Annotated in this window: 16 protein-coding genes; 13 read left to right on the top strand and 3 right to left on the bottom strand. The window is 66.0% G+C overall.

The window, feature by feature from the left end; genetic code table 11:
• The first annotated feature begins 179 nt into the window (after positions 1-179).
• From AC27VL_RS06485 to AC27VL_RS06460, 6 genes are all read left to right on the top strand, one after another.
• Entirely contained in the window at positions 180-539 is a 360-nt protein-coding gene (locus AC27VL_RS06485; protein ID WP_012511573.1) for a GntR family transcriptional regulator, read from the top strand.
• On the top strand, positions 539-1,429 hold the full coding sequence (locus AC27VL_RS06480; protein ID WP_089236130.1) for an ABC transporter ATP-binding protein: 891 nt from the start codon (positions 539-541) through the stop codon (positions 1,427-1,429). Before AC27VL_RS06485 ends, AC27VL_RS06480 begins: the two co-directional genes overlap by 1 nt.
• A complete protein-coding gene (locus tag AC27VL_RS06475; RefSeq protein WP_100552968.1) occupies positions 1,426-2,448 on the top strand; it encodes a hypothetical protein in 1,023 nt (340 codons plus the stop codon). Before AC27VL_RS06480 ends, AC27VL_RS06475 begins: the two co-directional genes overlap by 4 nt.
• A gap of 23 nt (positions 2,449-2,471) precedes the next feature.
• Positions 2,472-3,356 carry a GIN domain-containing protein gene (locus AC27VL_RS06470; RefSeq protein ID WP_488765870.1) on the top strand — a complete coding sequence of 295 codons (885 nt, stop codon included), beginning with the start codon at positions 2,472-2,474 and terminating at the stop codon, positions 3,354-3,356.
• Positions 3,357-3,386: 30 nt separating this feature from the next.
• Positions 3,387-3,989, top strand: coding sequence for a DUF2884 family protein (locus AC27VL_RS06465; RefSeq protein WP_488765869.1), 603 nt, complete (start codon positions 3,387-3,389; stop codon positions 3,987-3,989).
• A gap of 106 nt (positions 3,990-4,095) precedes the next feature.
• Positions 4,096-4,521: a hypothetical protein gene (locus tag AC27VL_RS06460; protein WP_100552971.1), complete on the top strand. Its 426-nt coding sequence runs from the start codon at positions 4,096-4,098 to the stop codon at positions 4,519-4,521.
• Between the two features lie 82 nt (positions 4,522-4,603).
• On the opposite strand, the gene AC27VL_RS06455 is transcribed toward AC27VL_RS06460, so the two are convergent.
• On the bottom strand, positions 4,604-6,043 hold the full coding sequence (locus AC27VL_RS06455; protein WP_488765868.1) for a class II fumarate hydratase: 1,440 nt from the start codon (positions 6,041-6,043) through the stop codon (positions 4,604-4,606).
• A 235-nt stretch (positions 6,044-6,278) separates the two neighbouring features.
• Here AC27VL_RS06455 and purB point away from each other — a divergent pair, with 235 nt between their 5' ends.
• The 7 genes from purB (at position 6,279) to AC27VL_RS06420 (ending at position 16,973) form a co-directional block, all read left to right on the top strand.
• Entirely contained in the window at positions 6,279-7,646 is a 1,368-nt protein-coding gene (gene purB / locus AC27VL_RS06450) for an adenylosuccinate lyase (protein WP_488765867.1), read from the top strand.
• Between the two features lie 751 nt (positions 7,647-8,397).
• Positions 8,398-9,795 (top strand): JmjC domain-containing protein, encoded by a 1,398-nt coding sequence (locus AC27VL_RS06445; protein WP_488765866.1) that lies wholly within the window; start codon positions 8,398-8,400, stop codon positions 9,793-9,795.
• A 3-nt stretch (positions 9,796-9,798) separates the two neighbouring features.
• Positions 9,799-10,701: a GNAT family N-acetyltransferase gene (locus AC27VL_RS06440; protein WP_488765865.1), complete on the top strand. Its 903-nt coding sequence runs from the start codon at positions 9,799-9,801 to the stop codon at positions 10,699-10,701.
• A gap of 187 nt (positions 10,702-10,888) precedes the next feature.
• Positions 10,889-13,720, top strand: a complete 2,832-nt coding sequence (locus AC27VL_RS06435; RefSeq protein WP_488765864.1) for a 2-oxoglutarate dehydrogenase E1 component — start codon at positions 10,889-10,891, stop codon at positions 13,718-13,720.
• 39 nt (positions 13,721-13,759) lie between these two features.
• Complete coding sequence (gene sucB, locus AC27VL_RS06430) at positions 13,760-14,959, top strand: dihydrolipoyllysine-residue succinyltransferase (protein WP_089236140.1); 1,200 nt, start codon at positions 13,760-13,762, stop codon at positions 14,957-14,959.
• Between the two features lie 63 nt (positions 14,960-15,022).
• A complete protein-coding gene (gene lpdA / locus AC27VL_RS06425; protein ID WP_100552977.1) occupies positions 15,023-16,459 on the top strand; it encodes a dihydrolipoyl dehydrogenase in 1,437 nt (478 codons plus the stop codon).
• Positions 16,460-16,736: 277 nt separating this feature from the next.
• Complete coding sequence (locus tag AC27VL_RS06420) at positions 16,737-16,973, top strand: hypothetical protein (protein ID WP_488765863.1); 237 nt, start codon at positions 16,737-16,739, stop codon at positions 16,971-16,973.
• Positions 16,974-17,035: 62 nt separating this feature from the next.
• Here AC27VL_RS06420 and AC27VL_RS06415 read toward each other — a convergent pair whose 3' ends face one another.
• Positions 17,036-17,296 (bottom strand): hypothetical protein, encoded by a 261-nt coding sequence (locus tag AC27VL_RS06415; protein WP_099821130.1) that lies wholly within the window; start codon positions 17,294-17,296, stop codon positions 17,036-17,038.
• The gene (locus AC27VL_RS06410) at positions 17,293-17,511 is read right to left on the bottom strand and encodes a hypothetical protein (protein WP_100552980.1); all 219 of its coding nucleotides are present in this window, start codon (positions 17,509-17,511) and stop codon (positions 17,293-17,295) included. Before AC27VL_RS06410 ends, AC27VL_RS06415 begins: the two co-directional genes overlap by 4 nt.
• Between the last annotated feature and the right edge of the window lie 204 nt (positions 17,512-17,715).

Here is a 17,715-nt window from a genome sequence, read left to right as displayed (position 1 = left end):
GCCATGCCGGCCCCACCGGCCGCTTCCTCCCCCGCCCTCTCCGAAGACAGTACGCAGGACGCAGCAGTACCCCCGGCAGGGAATGCCGCTCCCTCCCCCTCCCCCCCGCGTCGGCTGCACAGCTCCCTGTCCATGCCGTATTTCTCGTTCGCACAGCCGCTGACCCCACGGAGCTGAATATGAGCGACATCCAGTGGAGCGACGGCGCTCCCATCTACCGCCAGCTGAAGGAACGCGTGATCGCCATGATGCTTGACGGAATCCTCAAGCCGGGCGATGCCCTTCCTTCGGTGCGCCAGGTGGCCGCCGATTACCAGCTCAACCCCATCACCGTTTCGCGCGCCTACCAGGAGCTGGCCGATGAAGGCCTGGTCGAGAAGCGCCGCGGTCTGGGCATGTTCATGACCGAACAGGCGGCCACGCAGCTGCGCAGCAGCGAGCGCGAACGCTTCCTCAATGAAGAATGGCCGGCCGTTCTGGAACGCATCCAGCGACTGGGCCTGAGTCTCGACGAATTGTTGCCCCAGGGGAAATTCTGATGAATGCCAGTCCCACTACCGCTGTGCCAAGCGACGCTGTCATTACCGCCCGTGGCCTTCGCAAGGCTTACAAGAACACGCTCGCGCTCGACAACGCCAGCTTCTCCATTCCGGCAGGCCGCATCATCGGCCTGATCGGCCCCAATGGTGCCGGCAAGACCACCGCGCTGAAGGCGGTGCTCGGCCTGACCTCGGTGGAAGGCGAGCTGAGCGTGCTTGGCCGTGACCCGCGCGCGCATCGCGACGATCTGATGAACGACATCTGCTTCATCGCCGATGTCGCCGTGCTGCCGCGCTGGCTGAAGGTGCGTGAGGCGATCGACTTCGTCGCCGGCGTGCACCCCCGCTTCGACCGTGCCCGTTGCGAACGTTTCCTGGCCAACACCAAGCTGCAGCCGAAGCAGCGCGTGCGCGAACTGTCCAAGGGCATGATCGTGCAGCTGCACCTGGCTCTGGTGATGGCCATCGACGCCAAGGTGCTGGTGCTGGACGAACCCACGCTCGGCCTGGACATCCTGTACCGCAAGGAGTTCTACCAGCGCCTGCTGGAAGACTACTTCGACGAGCAGAAGACCATCATCGTCACCACCCACCAGGTGGAGGAGATCGAGCACATCCTCACCGACGTAATGTTCATCCGCGACGGCCGCATCGTGCTCAATGCGGAAATGGACGAGGTCGGTGAGCGCTATACCGAACTGCTGGTCGGTGCCGACCAGCTTGAAACCGCCCGCGCACTGAAGCCCATCGACGAGCGCAGCCAGGCCTTCGGCAAGACGGTCCTGTTGTTCGACGGCGTGCCACGCAGCCAGCTGGCCAGCCTGGGTGAAACCCGCAACGCCGGCCTTGCCGATCTGTTCGTCGCTGTCATGAAGGGGACCTACGCATGAATGCCGTCAACCATCCTGTCAGCCCTGCAGGCACCCTGCGCTGGCTGCTCAAGCGCGAATACTGGGAAAACCGCGGTGGTTTCCTGTACGCCCCGGTGATCGCCGGCATCGTCTCGCTGCTGATGAGCGGCATCGGCATCGGCCTGGGCCTGTTCGCCCTGCATCGTGCCGCGCGCGATGGCGGCCTGCACATCGACGGCGAGAACGTGAACATCAACGGCCTGGATCTGGCCGTGCTGACCCGCGACATCAGCACCAAGGACATGGCCGACCTGGGCAACGGCCTCGACCTGGCGATGGTACTGACCTCGTCCTGGCCGCTGATCGTGCTCGCGTTCGTGGTGTTCTTCTACTGCCTGGGCGCGCTGTATGACGACCGTCGCGACCGCAGCATCCTGTTCTGGAAATCGCTGCCGCTGTCGGACACCCAGACCGTGCTGTCCAAGGTGTTCAGTGCACTGATTGTCGCACCGCTGATCGCCATCATCGCGTCCAGCCTGACCCTGCTCGTGTTCATGCTGGTGCTGTGCCTGGTAGTGGTCTCGCACGGCGGCGACGCGATGCAGCTGATCGTCGGCCCGGCCAACCCGATGAGCCTGGTGCTGGGCATGTTCGTGTCCATCCCGGTGTACGCCCTGTGGGCGCTGCCTACCGCCGGCTGGCTGCTGCTGTGCTCGGCCTGGGCCAAGAGCAAGCCGTTCCTGTGGGCGGTCATGCTGCCGCTGTTCGCCGGCATCATCGTCAGCACCACCAAGCTGATGCACCTGTTCGACCTGACCACCGGCTGGTTCTGGCAGCACATCGTCGGCCGCCTGCTGCTGGGTGCGATGCCGGGGATGGACCTGCTGTACCGCGCCGGCGGCGAATCCAGGCAGGATCTGAACTCGATCGTTGCCCTGATGTCGCCCGCCGCGCAGCTGAAGTCGCTGGCAATGCCCGGCCTGTGGATCGGCGCGGCCTTCGGCGTGGTCTTCATCTTCATCGCCATCCGCCTGCGCAAGCGCGCTGGCGAAATCTGATCTTCAACCTGGAGGCACCACCCATGCGTTCCTTGATTGCCTGTAGTGCGCTGTTGCTGTTGCCCTTGTCGGCGCTGGCCGCCGATGCACCGAACTGCAAGTTCTCCGCGCCACGCGCGCTGAAGATCGACACGGCCGGCGCCAAGGCGGTGGTGTTCGAGATCAACCAGCATGACCTGAAGGTGGTCGCCAGCGCTGGCGGCGGCCAGCTCGAGGGCCGCGCCTGCGCGTCCAACAAGGACTGGCTGGAACAGCTGGTACTGGACCAGCGGCGCGTGGGCGACAAGCTGGTGGTAAGCCTGCGCCGCGACAGCCGCGGCTCGCTGTCGATGGGCAACAGCTATGCCTGGCTGGACATCCGTGGCAGCGTGCCGGACAACCTGCCGCTGCAGTTCAAGATCGGTTCCGGCGATGGCAGCATCGAGAACGCGCAGTCGCTGAGCATGGACGTGGGCTCCGGTGATGGCATCGCCCGCGGCACCCGTGGCAGCGTGCATGCCGCCGTGGGCTCGGGCGACCTGGACGTTGATGGCGCCGCATCGTTCAACCTGCTCTCGCTGGGTTCGGGCGACGTCAACGCCCGCAACATCGGCGGTGATGCCAGCGTCGGCACCGTCGGCTCCGGTGATCTGAAGGTGACCGACGTGCGTGGCAACGCGCGGCTGGATACCGTCGGCTCCGGCGACATCGGCTTCAAGCAGGTGCAGGGCAACGTCGAGGTCGGCGTGGTCGGCTCCGGCAATGTCGAGATCGAGCAGGTCGGCGGCAATGTCCGTGTACGCAGCCACGGCTCGGGTGATATCGATGTCGATGGCGTGCGCGGCAATCTCACCGTCGAGCACAGCGGCAGCGGCGACGTCCAGCATCGCAGTGTGACCGGCACCGTCACCCTGCCGCGCGGCAAGTAACGCCCAACCATCCGATTCGAGGGGAATGCCATGAACCTGCTGCGCCTGCTGCCTGCTGCCCTGCTGTGCCTGCCGCTGATCGCCTGTGGCGGCACCTCCAGCCCCGACAAGACCGCCGGCAAGGCGGTGGCCGAGACCTCCGGTGGCGTCGGCCAGACCGTCAAGGAAGCGATGGACGATGCCCGCAAGGAAATTGCTGAAGGCAACATCAAGATCTCCGCCGACAACCAGCCGCGCGCGGAGATCACCCCGCAGGGACAGCTGCTGATCGGCGGCAAGCAGGTAACGCTGGACGATGGCCAGCGCCGCCAGCTGCTCGATTACCGCGGCCACGTGGTGGCGGTGGCGATGGATGGCATGAATATCGGTCTGGCCGGCGCCAAGCTCGGTGCCAACGCTGCCGGTGAAGCACTGAAGGGCATCTTCAGCGGCGACAGCGAAGGCATCGAGAAGCGGATCAACGCCGAGGCCGCCAAGATCGAGGCGCAGGCCAAGCGCATCTGCGACCGCATGCCGGCCATGCTGGCCAGCCAGCAGGCCCTGGCTGCCTCGCTGCCAGCGTTCAAGCCCTACGCCACGATGGACCAGAGTGATGTGGACGACTGCGGCAAGGACACCGTCGTCAACCGCTGACCCTGTGACACATCAGCGCACCCGGCCGGCAGCGCGCAGGCGTTGCCGGCCGCTGCGCCCCGGCGGGCTTACAATGGCGGCCCCGGATGCACTTCATTGAACCGCCATGAAAAAGCTGTTTCTGCTGCTGGCCGCCCTGCTCTGCCTGGGCCTGGTCGGCTGTGACCAGGATTACCGCAACCACCGCGCCGAGCGCGGCAAACCGAAGATCTCGGTCAGCGAAAGCATCGTGACCGTGCGTCGCCAGCCGGCGCCGAACATCATCATCCTGCCCGACGGGCAGATGAAGATCGACGAGATCCTGATTCCGCTCAACGCCGAGCAGAAGCAGATGCTGCAGACGATGTTCGGCACGCTGCAGGTGCTGCGCCAGAACACGCTGGTGGCTGCACCGGCCGACCCCAACATGCAGCCGGTGAAGATCGTGCCACCGGAAGGCATGCAGGTGATTCCGCCGGACCTGGTGCAGACCATTCCCGAGTTCAAGGATTACACCGAGACCTTCGGCAACATCGTCGCCGACCGTCGTTGAAACGAGAACGCCGCCCTCCCGGGCGGCGTTTCCGTTTGTAGAGCCGAGCATAGGCTCGGCTCTACAGAGTGCAGATTCCAGATCAGCCGCCGGCACCACCGCCACCGGCCTGGATGCCACCGGCGGTCAACGCGGCCGGATCCAGCAGCCGGCGCAGCTCCGATTCGGCCAGGCCACTGTCTTCCAGCGCCACGTCCAGCACCGGGCGCTGTTCCTTGTAGGCACGCTTGGCGATCGCTGCGGCTTTCTCGTAGCCGATGATCGGGTTCAGCGCGGTCACCAGGATCGGATTGCGTGCCAGCGCTTCGGCCACACGGTCTTCGCGCACCTTCAGCCCGGCAATGGCGCTGTCGGCCAGCAGGGTCGACACATTGGCCAACAGGCCGATGCCATCAAGCAGGTTCACCGCGATCAAGGGCAGCGTCACATTGAGCTGGAAGTTGCCGGTCTGGCCGGCCACGGTGATCGCCGTGTGGTGGCCGATCACCTGTGCGCAGGCCATCACCGTCGCCTCCGGAATCACCGGATTGACCTTGCCCGGCATGATCGAGGACCCCGGCTGCAGCGCCGGCAGTTCGATCTCACCCAGGCCCGCCAGCGGACCGGCATTCATCCAGCGCAGGTCGTTGGCGATCTTGATCAGGGCCACCGCCAGCGCATTGAGCTGGCCCGACAGTTCCACCGCATCATCCTGCGCGGCCAGGCCTTCGAACTTGTTCTCGGCGCTGTCGAACTTGAAGCCGGTCTGCTGCTTCAGTGCCTTGGCCACCTGCACGCCAAAGCGCGGGTCGGCATTGATGCCGGTGCCGATGGCGGTACCGCCCAGCGGCAGGCGGCGCACGCGCTTGAGGCTGTCCTCGATGCGCTCCTGTGCCGAGGCCAGCTGCGCCGACCACGCACCGAATTCCTGTTCGAAGGTCAGCGGCATCGCGTCCATCAGGTGGGTGCGGCCGGTCTTGACCACCTTGCGCAGGCTGCGGCCCTTCTTGTCCAGCGTCCTGCGCAGGTGCACCAGCGCCGGCAGCAACTGCTCGTGAGTGGCCAACACGGCCGACACGCGCAGCGCCGTCGGGATCACATCGTTGGAGCTCTGCCCCTGGTTGACGTGATCATTCGGGTGCACCGTGGTCTTGCCCGCCTTGCCGGCACGGTTGGCCAGCGTGGCGATGACCTCGTTGGCATTCATGTTCGAGGAAGTGCCCGAGCCGGTCTGGTAGACGTCGATCGGGAACTGCGCGTCCCACGTGCCGTCCGCCACTTCAGCAGCGGCAGACTGGATGGCCTTGGCCACGGTCTTCGGCAGATGCCCCAGCTCGGCGTTGACGCCGGCGGCGGCTCCCTTGACCAGGCCCAGTGCACGGATGAAGCCACGCGGCATGCGCTGGCCCGACACCGGGAAATTCTGTACAGCGCGCTGGGTCTGCGCGCCCCACAGGGCGTCGGCAGGCACCTGCAGCTCGCCCATGCTGTCGTGCTCGATCCGGAAACCCTTGGGGGCGCTCTTGCTTGCAGCTTTGCTCATTGCATCAACTCCGCACTACTTCGGTTGGGGAAAGGGAAGCGGCGGCTGGCAGGGTGTCGCTTCCCGGGCTGGCGGCTGCGACAACGATACTCCCTTGTCCGGTGCACGGTAGTGCCGGCGGCTGGCCGGCAACCACGCGGGGCCCGCGATTCCATGGGTTGCCGGCCAGCGGCCGGCACTACCTCACCGGCACGTCGTAGAATATGGCCCCCGCCGCTCGCCCTTCCCTGCCGACATGTCCGAATCCGCCCTGCTCGCCCTGTCCCCGCTCGATGGCCGCTATGCCGGCAAGGTCGACGCCCTGCGCCCGATCTTCTCCGAGTACGGCCTGATCAAGGCCCGTGTCACGGTCGAAGTGGAGTGGCTGCTGGCCCTGGCCGCCGAGCCGGGCATCGTCGAGCTGGCCGCGTTCTCCGACGCCGCCGTCGCCCGCCTGCGTGCGCTGGCCAGCGGCTTCAGCCCGGCCCAGGCCGCGCGCGTGAAGGAGATCGAGCGCACCACCAACCACGACGTCAAGGCGGTGGAGTACTTCATCAAGGAACAGCTGAAGGACGACGCCGAGCTGGCACCGGCGCTGGAGTTCGTGCATTTCGCCTGCACCAGCGAAGACATCAACAACCTCAGCTACGGCCTGATGCTGGAACAGGCCCGTCGCGAAGTGGTGCTGCCGACCCTGGACGGCGTCGCCGATGCACTGCGCACGCTGGCCCACGCCCAGGCGGGTCAGCCGATGCTGTCGCGCACCCACGGCCAGACCGCCTCGCCGACCACCCTGGGCAAGGAGCTGGCCAACGTGGTCGCGCGCCTGGAGCGCCAGCGCCGGCAGATTGCCGCAGTCGAACTGACCGGCAAGATCAACGGCGCGGTCGGCAACTACAACGCACACGTCGCCAGCTACCCGGACGTGGACTGGCCGGCTTTCGCCGAGCGCTTCGTCACCGGCCTGGGCCTGGTGTTCAACCCGTACACCACGCAGATCGAGCCGCACGACAACATCGCCGAAATCGGTGATGCCGCCCGTCGCGCCAACATCATCCTGATCGACCTGGCCCGCGACATCTGGGGCTACGTCTCGTTGGGCTACTTCAAGCAGCGCCTGAAGGAAGGCGAAGTCGGTTCGTCGACGATGCCGCACAAGGTCAACCCGATCGATTTCGAGAACGCCGAAGGCAACTTCGGCATCGCCAACGCGCTGTTCGAGCATTTCAGCGCGAAGCTGCCGATCAGCCGCTGGCAGCGCGACCTGACCGATTCCACCGTGCTGCGCGCGCTGGGCACCGCATTCGGCCACAGCCAGGTGGCGCTGGATTCGCTGGCCAAGGGCCTGGGCAAGCTGGAAGTGAACCCGCAGCGCCTCGACGCCGATCTGGATGCGGCCTGGGAAGTGCTGGCCGAGGCCGTGCAGACGGTGATGCGCCGCCATGGCCTGCCGAATCCGTACGAGCAGCTGAAGGCGCTGACCCGTGGCCAGGGCATCACGGCCGAGTCGATGCGCACGTTCGTGCAGGGACTGGAGCTGCCGGCCGAGGCCAAGCAGCGTCTGCTGGAGATGACCCCGGGCAGCTATACCGGCCTGGCCGAGTCGCTGGCGAAGAAGATTTAAGGGGTTTCCTTGCGGCGGCGGCCGCGTGCGCTGCCTGCGGCAGGCTTGTACTGCCAGGGCAACGGCAACGGCAACTGCAACGTCAAAAGCGGCTCTGGGTTTTTGCCGTGTTTGGCGGGGCGGGTTGGGTTCGCGGGGGACGCCGTAAACCCGTCCCTGGGGGCTTGGCCGCGGCATCCATGCCGCGGACACCCCCGCGAACCCAACCCGCCCCACCTTTGACAGATTCCCGGTGACGGATCGAAGAGCATTGGGTTGTCGGGACGGAATTTGAAAGAGGGACGCGGCTTCGCCGCGTCCCTCTTTGGTTTTGGGTTTTGGGGTCTTTGTAGAGCCGAGCCCATGCTCGGCTGCTTGTTCCAGCTGCAAGCCGAGCGTGGGCTCGTCTCTACAGATGCACGAGCAAGCGCAGCGCGCGACCCGCTCTTGCCTTTGATTTTCTTCTTCCATTCCGTGGCGGGCCACGCAGGAAACTGTCAGGGGCCGGGCGGGTGGGCTGCGCGGGGGTGTCCGCCGCATGGATGCGGCGGCCAAGCTTACAAGGACGTACTTGCAGCGTCCCCCGCGCAGCCCACCCGCCAGGCCAAGCGCGGCTTTTGCTTTGAACCCGACCGCCACGAGGGGCTCAGCCGTTGGCCGGAACCCCGCGACAAACCACCACACGTGCGCAATCCCAAGGAACGTCGGACAATGGAGGCCTTGGCGGCCCGCCACGCCGCCCCTCCCGCTTTCCGCTGCAAGGAACTCCCCCATGGCCGCCCGCAAGTCCACCTCCCCCCTGATCGAAGTCCACGCCCGTCGTGGCCAGCCGCTGGGCATGTCCCCGGCCGTGTTCCTGCGCGACTTCTGGCAGAAACGTCCGCTGTTGATCCGCAACGCCTTTCCCGACTTCCAGACCCCGGTACAGCCGGAAGACCTGGCGGGCCTGGCCTGCGAAGAGGGCGTGCTGGCCCGCCTGATCGAGCACGACAAGGCCCAGGACAGCTGGCGCGTGCGCAGCGGCCCGTTCCAGGAAGACATCTTCCCGGCCCTGCCCGACCACGACTGGACCCTGCTGGTGCAGGACGTGGACAAGTGGGACAAGGACGTGCGCGCCCTGATCGAACACTTCAGCTTCCTGCCGCGCTGGCGCATGGACGATGTGATGATCAGCTTCGCCGCCACCGGTGGCTCGGTCGGCGCCCATGTCGACCAGTACGACGTATTCCTGCTGCAGGCCCACGGCCACCGCCGCTGGCAGATCGATGCCAGTGAATCGATCAAGGGCAAGCGCCCGCCGCTGGGCTTCCGCCCCGACGTGGAACTGAAGCTGCTGCAGGTGTTCAAGCCGACCCACGACTGGGTGCTGGCGCCGGGCGACATGCTGTACCTGCCGCCGAACGTGCCGCATCACGGCGTCGCCGAAGACCCCTGCCTGACCTTCTCGTTCGGCATGCGCGCGCCGTCCTCGGCCGAGCTGATCAGTGATTATCTGGACACGTTGATCGCCGATGCCGACGAGAACATCCGCTACCAGGATGCCGACCTGAAGGCACCGGCCGATCCGAACGAAATCGACACCGTGGCGATGGCGCGGGTGATCACCGCGCTCAACGCCATCCGCATGAACGACCCGGACAAGCTGGGCGACTGGTTCGGCCGCTTCATCACCACCTACCGCGCGGCCGGCGAGGTGATGGCCCACCAGGCCGCGCCGCCGCAGGAAGAAGTGCTTGAGTCCCTGCTGTCGGGCCTGCTGCTGCAGCGTCACCCGTGGGCGCGACTGGCCTGGCGCCGGGCCAAGCGTGGCGCAAGCCTGTATGTCAGCGGCCAGGATTTCGCCCTGCCGATCAAGGACGCACAACGCCTGGCAGGTGCCGAGCAGCTCGATGCTGCCGCCTACCGCGGCCTGTCCGACAAGGGCCGCGCAGTACTCCAGCAGCTGCTGGTCGGCGGCGTGTTCCAGCTGATCGATCCGAACGAGGTGTATGCCGACGAGGAGGAAGAGGTGCTGGGTGAGGTGATCGAGGGCCGCGAGCAGGTCGAGGTCATCGACGCTGACGCCATGTCCGATGACGTCCATCTGGTGACCGTACATGACGACGGCATTGAAGTGATCGTCAACTTCGACGACCACGACGAAGACGACAGCGACCCCAGCCGCGGCTGAGCCATGACTGCCCTCCGGGTCCAGCAGGTACGCCACGCCGAGGCCCACGTCGCCATCCACGACGTGCGCCAGCGGGTGTTCGTGCAGGAACAGGGCATCGACGCCGCCCTGGAGCGCGATGCCCTGGACCCGGTCTGCGCCCACGTGCTGGCGCTGGATGCCCACGGGCAACCGGTCGGCACCGGGCGGCTGGCGCCGGATGGTCGTATCGGCCGCATGGCGGTGCTGGCTGCGTATCGCGGTCTCGGCGTCGGCGAGGCCCTGCTTGAGGCGTTGGTACAGGCCGGGCACCAGCTCGGCCTGGCCGAGCTGCACCTGCATGCACAGCTGCCGGCGCGCGACTTCTACGCCCGCCTGGGCTTCCTGCCGGAAGGCCCGGAATTCGAAGAAGCCGGCATCGGCCACCAGCAGATGCGCCGCCGGCTGCAAGCCGTTTCCGCCATCGACAGCCGCGCTGAAGCGGTGGCGATCACCACGGCAATCATCCACCGCGCACGCCGCCGGCTGTGGCTGCACAGCCGGCAGCTGGACCCCGGCCTGCTGGATGCGCCACCGGTGCAGGCGGCCCTGCGCCGCTTCGTCACCGCCCGCCACGACAAGCAGTTGCGGGTGATCGTGCATGACGCCGCCGCCATCGCCAGCGCCGGTGCGCCGCTGCTGGCGCTGTTCCAGCGCCTTCCCAGTGTGATCCAGTTCCGCGAGGTGGCCGATCCGATCGATCGCGCCCTGGCCTCGGCCTGCCTGCTCAACGATGCAGGCGACTTCTACTTTCGTCTCATCGGTCATCGCCTCGACGGCGAATCCGCAATCGCGCTGCCGGCACGTTCGCAGCCGTTCGAGCAGCAATTGCAGCGTGTCTGGGACCGTTCGCGCGAATGCAGCGAATTGCGCGCACTCGGCATCTGACCGCGACCGGTGCGCTCAACCTGTCTGGGACCGACACCGGGGGACGCCCGATGCCCTCGTCGCTGCCCCCTTCGTGTCCGGATGGGGGTACAATTTGGCCGTTTGAACGCGCCCGTGCATGGCTATTCATCTTCGTGCCGGGTCCTTCTGAAGCCATACCCCACAAAGCGAATCAGCACCCTCCATCGTGGACAATCAACTGAAGCAGTTTGCGCAATCTTCGCAACTCGCCGGCGGCAACGCCTCCTATGTCGAGGACCTGTACGAGCAGTACCTGGTCTCCCCGGATAGTGTCGATCCCAAATGGAAAACCTACTTCGACGGCTTCAAGGGCCGCGAAGCAGGCGACATTCCGCACTCGGCCGTCATTTCCCACATCGCGGACGCGGCCAAGGATGCGCTGAAAGCAGGCACCGGCACCGGTGCAGGCGATGAGCGCGAGCGCAATGTCGGTCGCCTGATCACCGCCTACCGTTCGCGTGGTCATCTGGACGCCCGCCTGGACCCGCTGGGCCTGGCCGCTCCGGTCAACACCCCGGACCTGGGCCTGCCCTTCCACAACCTGTCCGATGCTGACCTCAACAGCGAGTTCAGCACCGGCGGCGTGGGCGGTCAGCCGCGCATGAAGCTGCGTGACCTGCTGGCGCGCCTGAAGGCGACCTACACCGGTTCGATCGGTGCGGAGTTCATGCACATCTCCGAGGTCGAGCAGCGCCAGTGGATCTACAAGAAGCTGGAACTGGCCGGTGGCAACTACCAGCTGGACGCTGACACCCAGCGCCGTACGCTGGAGCGCCTGACCGCCGCCGAAGGCCTCGAGCGCTACCTGCACACCAAGTACGTCGGCCAGAAGCGCTTCTCGCTGGAAGGCGGCGACTCGCTGATCCCGATGATGGACACCATCATCCGCAGCGCCGGCAAGGATGGCGTCAAGGACGTGGTGGTGGGCATGGCCCACCGTGGCCGCCTGAACGTGTTGGTCAACACCCTCGGCAAGAACCCGCGCAAGCTGTTCGACGAATTCGAAGGCAAGTTCGAGCACGACGAGCACGCCTCGGCCGGCGACGTGAAGTACCACATGGGCTTCTCCGCCGACGTCGCCACTGAAGGTGGCCCGGTCCACCTGGCGCTGGCGTTCAATCCGTCGCACCTGGAAATCGCCGACCCGGTGGTTGCCGGTTCCGTGCGTTCGCGCCAGGAACGCCGCAAGGACACCGCGCGCAAGCAGGTGATGCCGATCCTGATCCACGGCGACGCGGCCTTCTCCGGCCAGGGCGTGGTCATGGAGCTGTTCCAGATGTCGCAGGCCCGCGGCTTCGCCGTCGGCGGCACCGTGCACATCGTGGTCAACAACCAGGTTGGCTTCACCACCTCCAATCCGCTGGATACGCGCTCCACGCGCTATGCCACCGACGTGGCGAAGATGATCGCCGCACCGGTGCTGCACGTGAACGGCGATGATCCGGAGGCGGTGGTATTCGCCGCGCAGCTGGCCTTCGAGTTCCGCCAGAAGTTCGCCAAGGACGTGGTCATCGACCTGATGTGCTACCGCCGTTGGGGCCACAACGAGGCCGACGAGCCGGCGATCACCCAGCCGCTGATGTACCAGGTGATCCGCAAGCACGCCACCACCCGCGAGATGTACGCCGAGCAGCTGGAAAAGGCGGGCGTGATCGCCGCCGGCGCCGGCAAGGCGATGGTCGATGCGTACCGTGAGAAGCTCGATGCCGGTGAAGTGACCACCGAGCTGGCCAAGGTCGAAAAGACCCCGCCGACCAGCCCGCTGTTCGTTGATTGGCCGAAGCTGCTGGAAGGCAAGCTGTCCGACCCGGTGTCGACGAAGGTCGACAAGGACAAGCTGCTCGCGCTGGCCAAGCTGATCAACACCGTGCCCGAAGAAGTGCAGCTGCACTCGCGCGTGTCCAAGGTGTACGACGACCGCCGCAAGATGGCTGCCGGCGAGATCCCGGGCGACTGGGGCTTTGCCGAGAACCTGGCCTACGCCACCCTGCTGGATGAAGGCAGTGCCCTGCGCCTGGTCGGCCAGGACGTCGGCCGCGGTACGTTCACCCACCGCCACGCGATCCTGCACGACCAGAAGACCGACAACTACTACCTGCCGCTGCGGCAGCTGGTGGATTCGCCGGAGAAGGCCACCATCATCGATTCGCTGCTCAGCGAAGAAGCCGTGATGGCCTATGAGTACGGTTTCTCGACCACCGATCCGAACACCCTGTGCATCTGGGAAGGCCAGTTCGGCGACTTCGCCAACGGCGCCCAGGTGGTGATCGATCAGTTCATCGCCGCCGGTGAAGCAAAGTGGGGCCGTATTTCCGGCCTGACCCTGCTACTGCCGCACGGTTATGAAGGTCAGGGTCCGGAACACAGCTCGGCGCGCCTGGAGCGCTTCCTGCAGCTGTGCGCGCTGGAGAACATGCTGGTGGTGGTGCCGTCGACCCCGGCGCAGGCCTTCCACATGCTGCGTCGCCAGCAGCACCTCACCACCCGCAAGCCGCTGGTGGTGATGTCGCCGAAGTCGCTGCTGCGCCACAAGCTGGCCGTGTCGACCCTGGACGAGCTGGCCAATGGCGAATTCCAGCACCTGATCGGCGATGCCAATGCAGATGCCAAGAAGGTCAAGCGCGTGGTGCTGTGCTCGGGCAAGGTCTACTACGACCTGCTGGAAGACCAGACCAAGCGTGGCCAGGACGACGTGGCGATCATCCGCGTGGAGCAGCTGTATCCGTTCCCGCGTGCGCTGCTGGCTGCCGAACTGAAGAAGTACGGCAAGGCCACCGACGTGGTGTGGACGCAGGAAGAGCCGCAGAACCAAGGGGCGTGGTACCAGATCCGCCACCACCTGCAGTTCTGCCTGGCCGATGGCCAGAGCCTGCACTACGCCGGTCGCGCACGTTCGGCTTCGCCGGCTGCCGGTCACATGGCTGACCACGTCCGCGAACAGCAGCAGCTGGTCGCCGATGCACTGGTCAACCCGTTCAACGACTCGTTCGCTGAATAACTCTCCCCCTATTTAGAAGACAAACCAGGAAGCTCCCGCATGGCCACCGAAGTCAAAGCCCCGGTACTGCCCGAATCCGTCGCCGACGGCACCATCGCCACCTGGCACAAGAAGGTGGGCGACGCCGTCAAGCGCGACGAAAACCTGCTTGACCTGGAAACCGACAAGGTCGTCCTGGAAGTGCCGTCGCCGGTCGATGGCGTGATCAAGGAAATCAAGTTCGCCGAAGGCGCGACCGTGACCTCCAGCCAGGTCGTGGCGATCATCGAAGAAGGCGCCGTGGCCGCTGCCCCGGCTCCGGCTGCCGAAGAGAAGAAGGCCGAGGCCGCTCCGGCCGCTGCTGCTCCGGCCGCCGCCGCTGCTCCGGCCCCGGCTGCCAAGTCGGCTGCCGATGCACTGCCGCCGGGCGCCCGTTTCAGCGCCATCACCGAAGGCGTGAATCCGGCCGACGTCGATGGCACCGGCCGTCGTGGCGCCGTCACCAAGGAAGACATCGTCAACTTCGCCCGCAACGGCGGTGCCGGCAAGGCCGGTGGCGCACGTCCGGAAGAACGCGTGCCGATGACCCGCATCCGCAAGCGCATCGCCGAGCGCCTGATGGAGTCGAAGAACTCCACCGCCATGCTTACCACCTTCAACGAAGTCGACCTGTCCAAGGTCTCGGCGGCGCGCAAGGAACTGCAGGACGAGTTCGTCAAGGCACACGGCATCAAGCTCGGCTTCATGAGCTTCTTCGTGAAGGCTGCCGCCAACGCGCTGCAGCGCTTCCCGCTGGTCAATGCCTCGATCGACGGCGAAGACATCATCTACCACGGCTACTCGGACATCTCGATCGCCGTGTCGACCGAGAAGGGCCTGGTCACGCCGGTGCTGCGCAACGTCGAGCGCATGTCGTTCGCCGACATCGAAAAGACCATCGCCGACTACGCCAAGAAGGCCCGTGACGGCAAGCTGAGCCTGGAAGAACTGCAGGGCGGCACCTTCACCGTGACCAACGGCGGCACCTTCGGTTCGCTGCTGTCGACCCCGATCATCAACCCGCCGCAGAGCGCCATCCTCGGCATGCATGCCATCAAGGAGCGCCCGATCGCCCAGAACGGCCAGGTCGTGATCGCGCCGATGATGTACCTGGCGCTGTCCTACGATCACCGCATCATCGACGGCAAGGACTCGGTGCAGTTCCTGGTGGACATCAAGAACCAGCTGGAAAACCCGGGCCGCATGCTGTTCGGCCTGTAAGAGACCTCCCGCCCCTCCGCGCCTGCGCGGAGGGGTTCTGGTAATGCAACAAGGACTATTTCAATGGCTGAACAATTCGACGTCGTCGTCATCGGTGCCGGCCCGGCCGGTTACCACGCTGCCATCCGCGCGGCCCAGCTTGGCCTGAAGACCGCCTGCATCGATGCAGCGCTGGGCAAGGACGGCAAGCCGGCCCTGGGTGGCACCTGCCTGCGCGTGGGCTGCATCCCGTCCAAGGCGCTGCTGGATTCCTCGCGCCAGTTCTGGAACATGGGCCACATCTTTGGCGACCACGGCATCAGCTTCAAGGATGCCAAGATGGACGTCGAGGCGATGGTTGGCCGCAAGGACAAGATCGTCAAGCAGTTCACCGGCGGCATCGCCATGCTGTTCAAGGCCAACAAGGTCGCCGCCTATTACGGCTTCGGCGAACTGCAGCCGGGCAACGTGGTCAAGGTCACCCAGCATGACGGCTCGGTCGTCGAGCTGAAGGGCACCAACGTCATCATCGCCGCCGGTTCGGACTCGATCGAACTGCCGTTCGCCAAGTTCGACGGCGACACCATCGTCGACAACGTCGGCGGCCTGGACTTCACCGAAGTACCGGCGCGCCTGGCCGTGATCGGCGCCGGTGTGATCGGCCTGGAACTGGGCAGCGTGTGGAAGCGCCTGGGTTCGGAAGTGACCATCCTGGAAGCGCTGCCGGACTTCCTGGCGGCGGCTGATACCGAAGTGGCCAAGACCGCCGCCAAGGAATTCAAGAAGCAGGGCCTGGACATCCGCCTGGGTGCCAAGGTCTCCAAGGCCGAAGTGACCGGCAAGGGCAAGAAGAAGGAAGTCGCCCTGACCTACACCGACGCCGAAGGCGAGAAGTCGCTGGTGGTGGACAAGCTGCTGGTAGCCGTCGGCCGTCGCGCTGCCACCAAGGGCCTGCTGGCCGAAGGTACCGGCGTCAAGATCAACGAGCGTGGCCAGATCGAAGTCGACGCGCACTGCCACACCGGCGTCAACGGCGTCTGGGCGGTCGGTGACTGCGTGCGCGGCCCGATGCTGGCGCACAAGGGCTTCGAGGAAGGCATCGCGGTTGCCGAACTGATCGCCGGCCTGCCGGGCCACGTCAACTTCGACACCATTCCGTGGGTCATCTACACCGAGCCGGAGCTGGCCTGGGTCGGCAAGACCGAGCAGCAGCTGAAGGCCGAGGGCATTCCGTACAAGGCCGGCAGCTTCCCGTTCGCCGCCAACGGCCGTGCCGTGGCGATGATCGAGCCGGCAGGCTTCGTGAAGGTTCTGGCCCACGCCGAAACCGATCGCATCCTGGGCATGCACCTGGTCGGCGCCAATGTGTCCGAGCTGGTGCACGAAGGCGTGCTGACCATGGAGTTCAGCGGTTCGGCCGACGACCTGGCGCGCATCTGCCACGCCCACCCGTCGCTGTCGGAAGTGGTGCACGACGCGGCAATGGCCGTGAGCAAGCGCGCGATCCACAAGGCGAACTGATCCATCTGATGGTGCCGGCCGCTGGCTGGCATCCCCGGATGCTGAAAACCCCGCCTCGGCGGGGTTTTTTGTTGCACGATGACTGCAGCACAAGGGCGGAGCCCATTGGCACTCGGCGCGTGGCAGGCAAGCGGTGTCACCCTCGCCCTCACACGGGCGTCGACCTCCAGTGCTGTAGGCTCAGCCCTGAGGTCGCGTTGCATCGCCAAGCCACGGATGCGCGACAGGTGGTGCTCCCGCACCTGCTCGTGGGGCTGCTCAGACAGTGGAGATCTCCATGGAAAACGAACGAATCGAGACCCGCGGCGAAGATGGCCGAAGAGTGTTGGTATTCAAGTTCTGGCCGCACTTCGACGCAACGATTCTTCCCGGCACAAGCCTGGTCGAAGGCCTGCCGACGTATGCGCTGGCAAACGGCAATTCGGTAACCTTCAACGGCGTGGATTTCGAAATCGCCGCTACCGGCGAAGAGCTGGTCCGGTCGTTGGCCATCAGCCGACCGCCATCGGGCTGAGTCGTTCGTCGTCCGGGTCCTGCCGCACACCGGGACTGCCTGCACCCATCGCGGGTCGCGCATCAACGCTGCGGCGGTGCAGTTTCCCGGTCCGTAGTGTCCGGCTTCGGCGGATCGTCACAGATACGGTGCTGGGCGATCACCTCACCCACCTTCCATTCCTTCACCACCCGGCAGCTCTCCTTGCCGGCGTCCTTGTCGGTCGCCTTGGCTTCCGTCTTGCCGGCAGGGTGCTGACGCTCAAGGTAGGCCGACGGCGGTTGCCTGGCCCAGGCCGGCGCCGCCATCAGCAGCGCCAGCATCGCGATGGGCAGCGGCCTCATGCCGTCACCGCGCCGCGGCCACCGCCCAGCAGGCGTGCCGGCAGCATGAACAGCGCGCGCAGGAAGGCGAACAGCGCCGAGAACGTGATGCCGACCAGGCGGAAGGGCAGGCTCAGCAGCCACACGAACGGCCAGGCCACCAGCGCCAGGATCGCCAACGGCCAGCACAGCACGAACAGCAGGCACCACACACCGAGCGCGAACAAGGTCTTCATCACAGGCTCCCTCGGCGGCACCCCGCCGCCTGTCGTCACCTTGGCGCCCTGCCCCGGCCCGGGCAAACGGTTTGCGATGAAACCCGGCTGGGGGCGACGAAACCGGTGGTGCCGCCGGTTCATTGGGTTGCCGGCCAGCGGCCGGCACTACCAGTCGCGCGCAGCGCGGGTTTTCTGCGATCGCCACGAAGAGCAGCCGAGCGT

This window comes from Stenotrophomonas sp. 14P6.2.3 (assembly GCF_057799055.1).
Note: the sequence above shows the minus strand (reverse complement) of the source record. Positions and strands in the feature narration are given on the sequence as shown.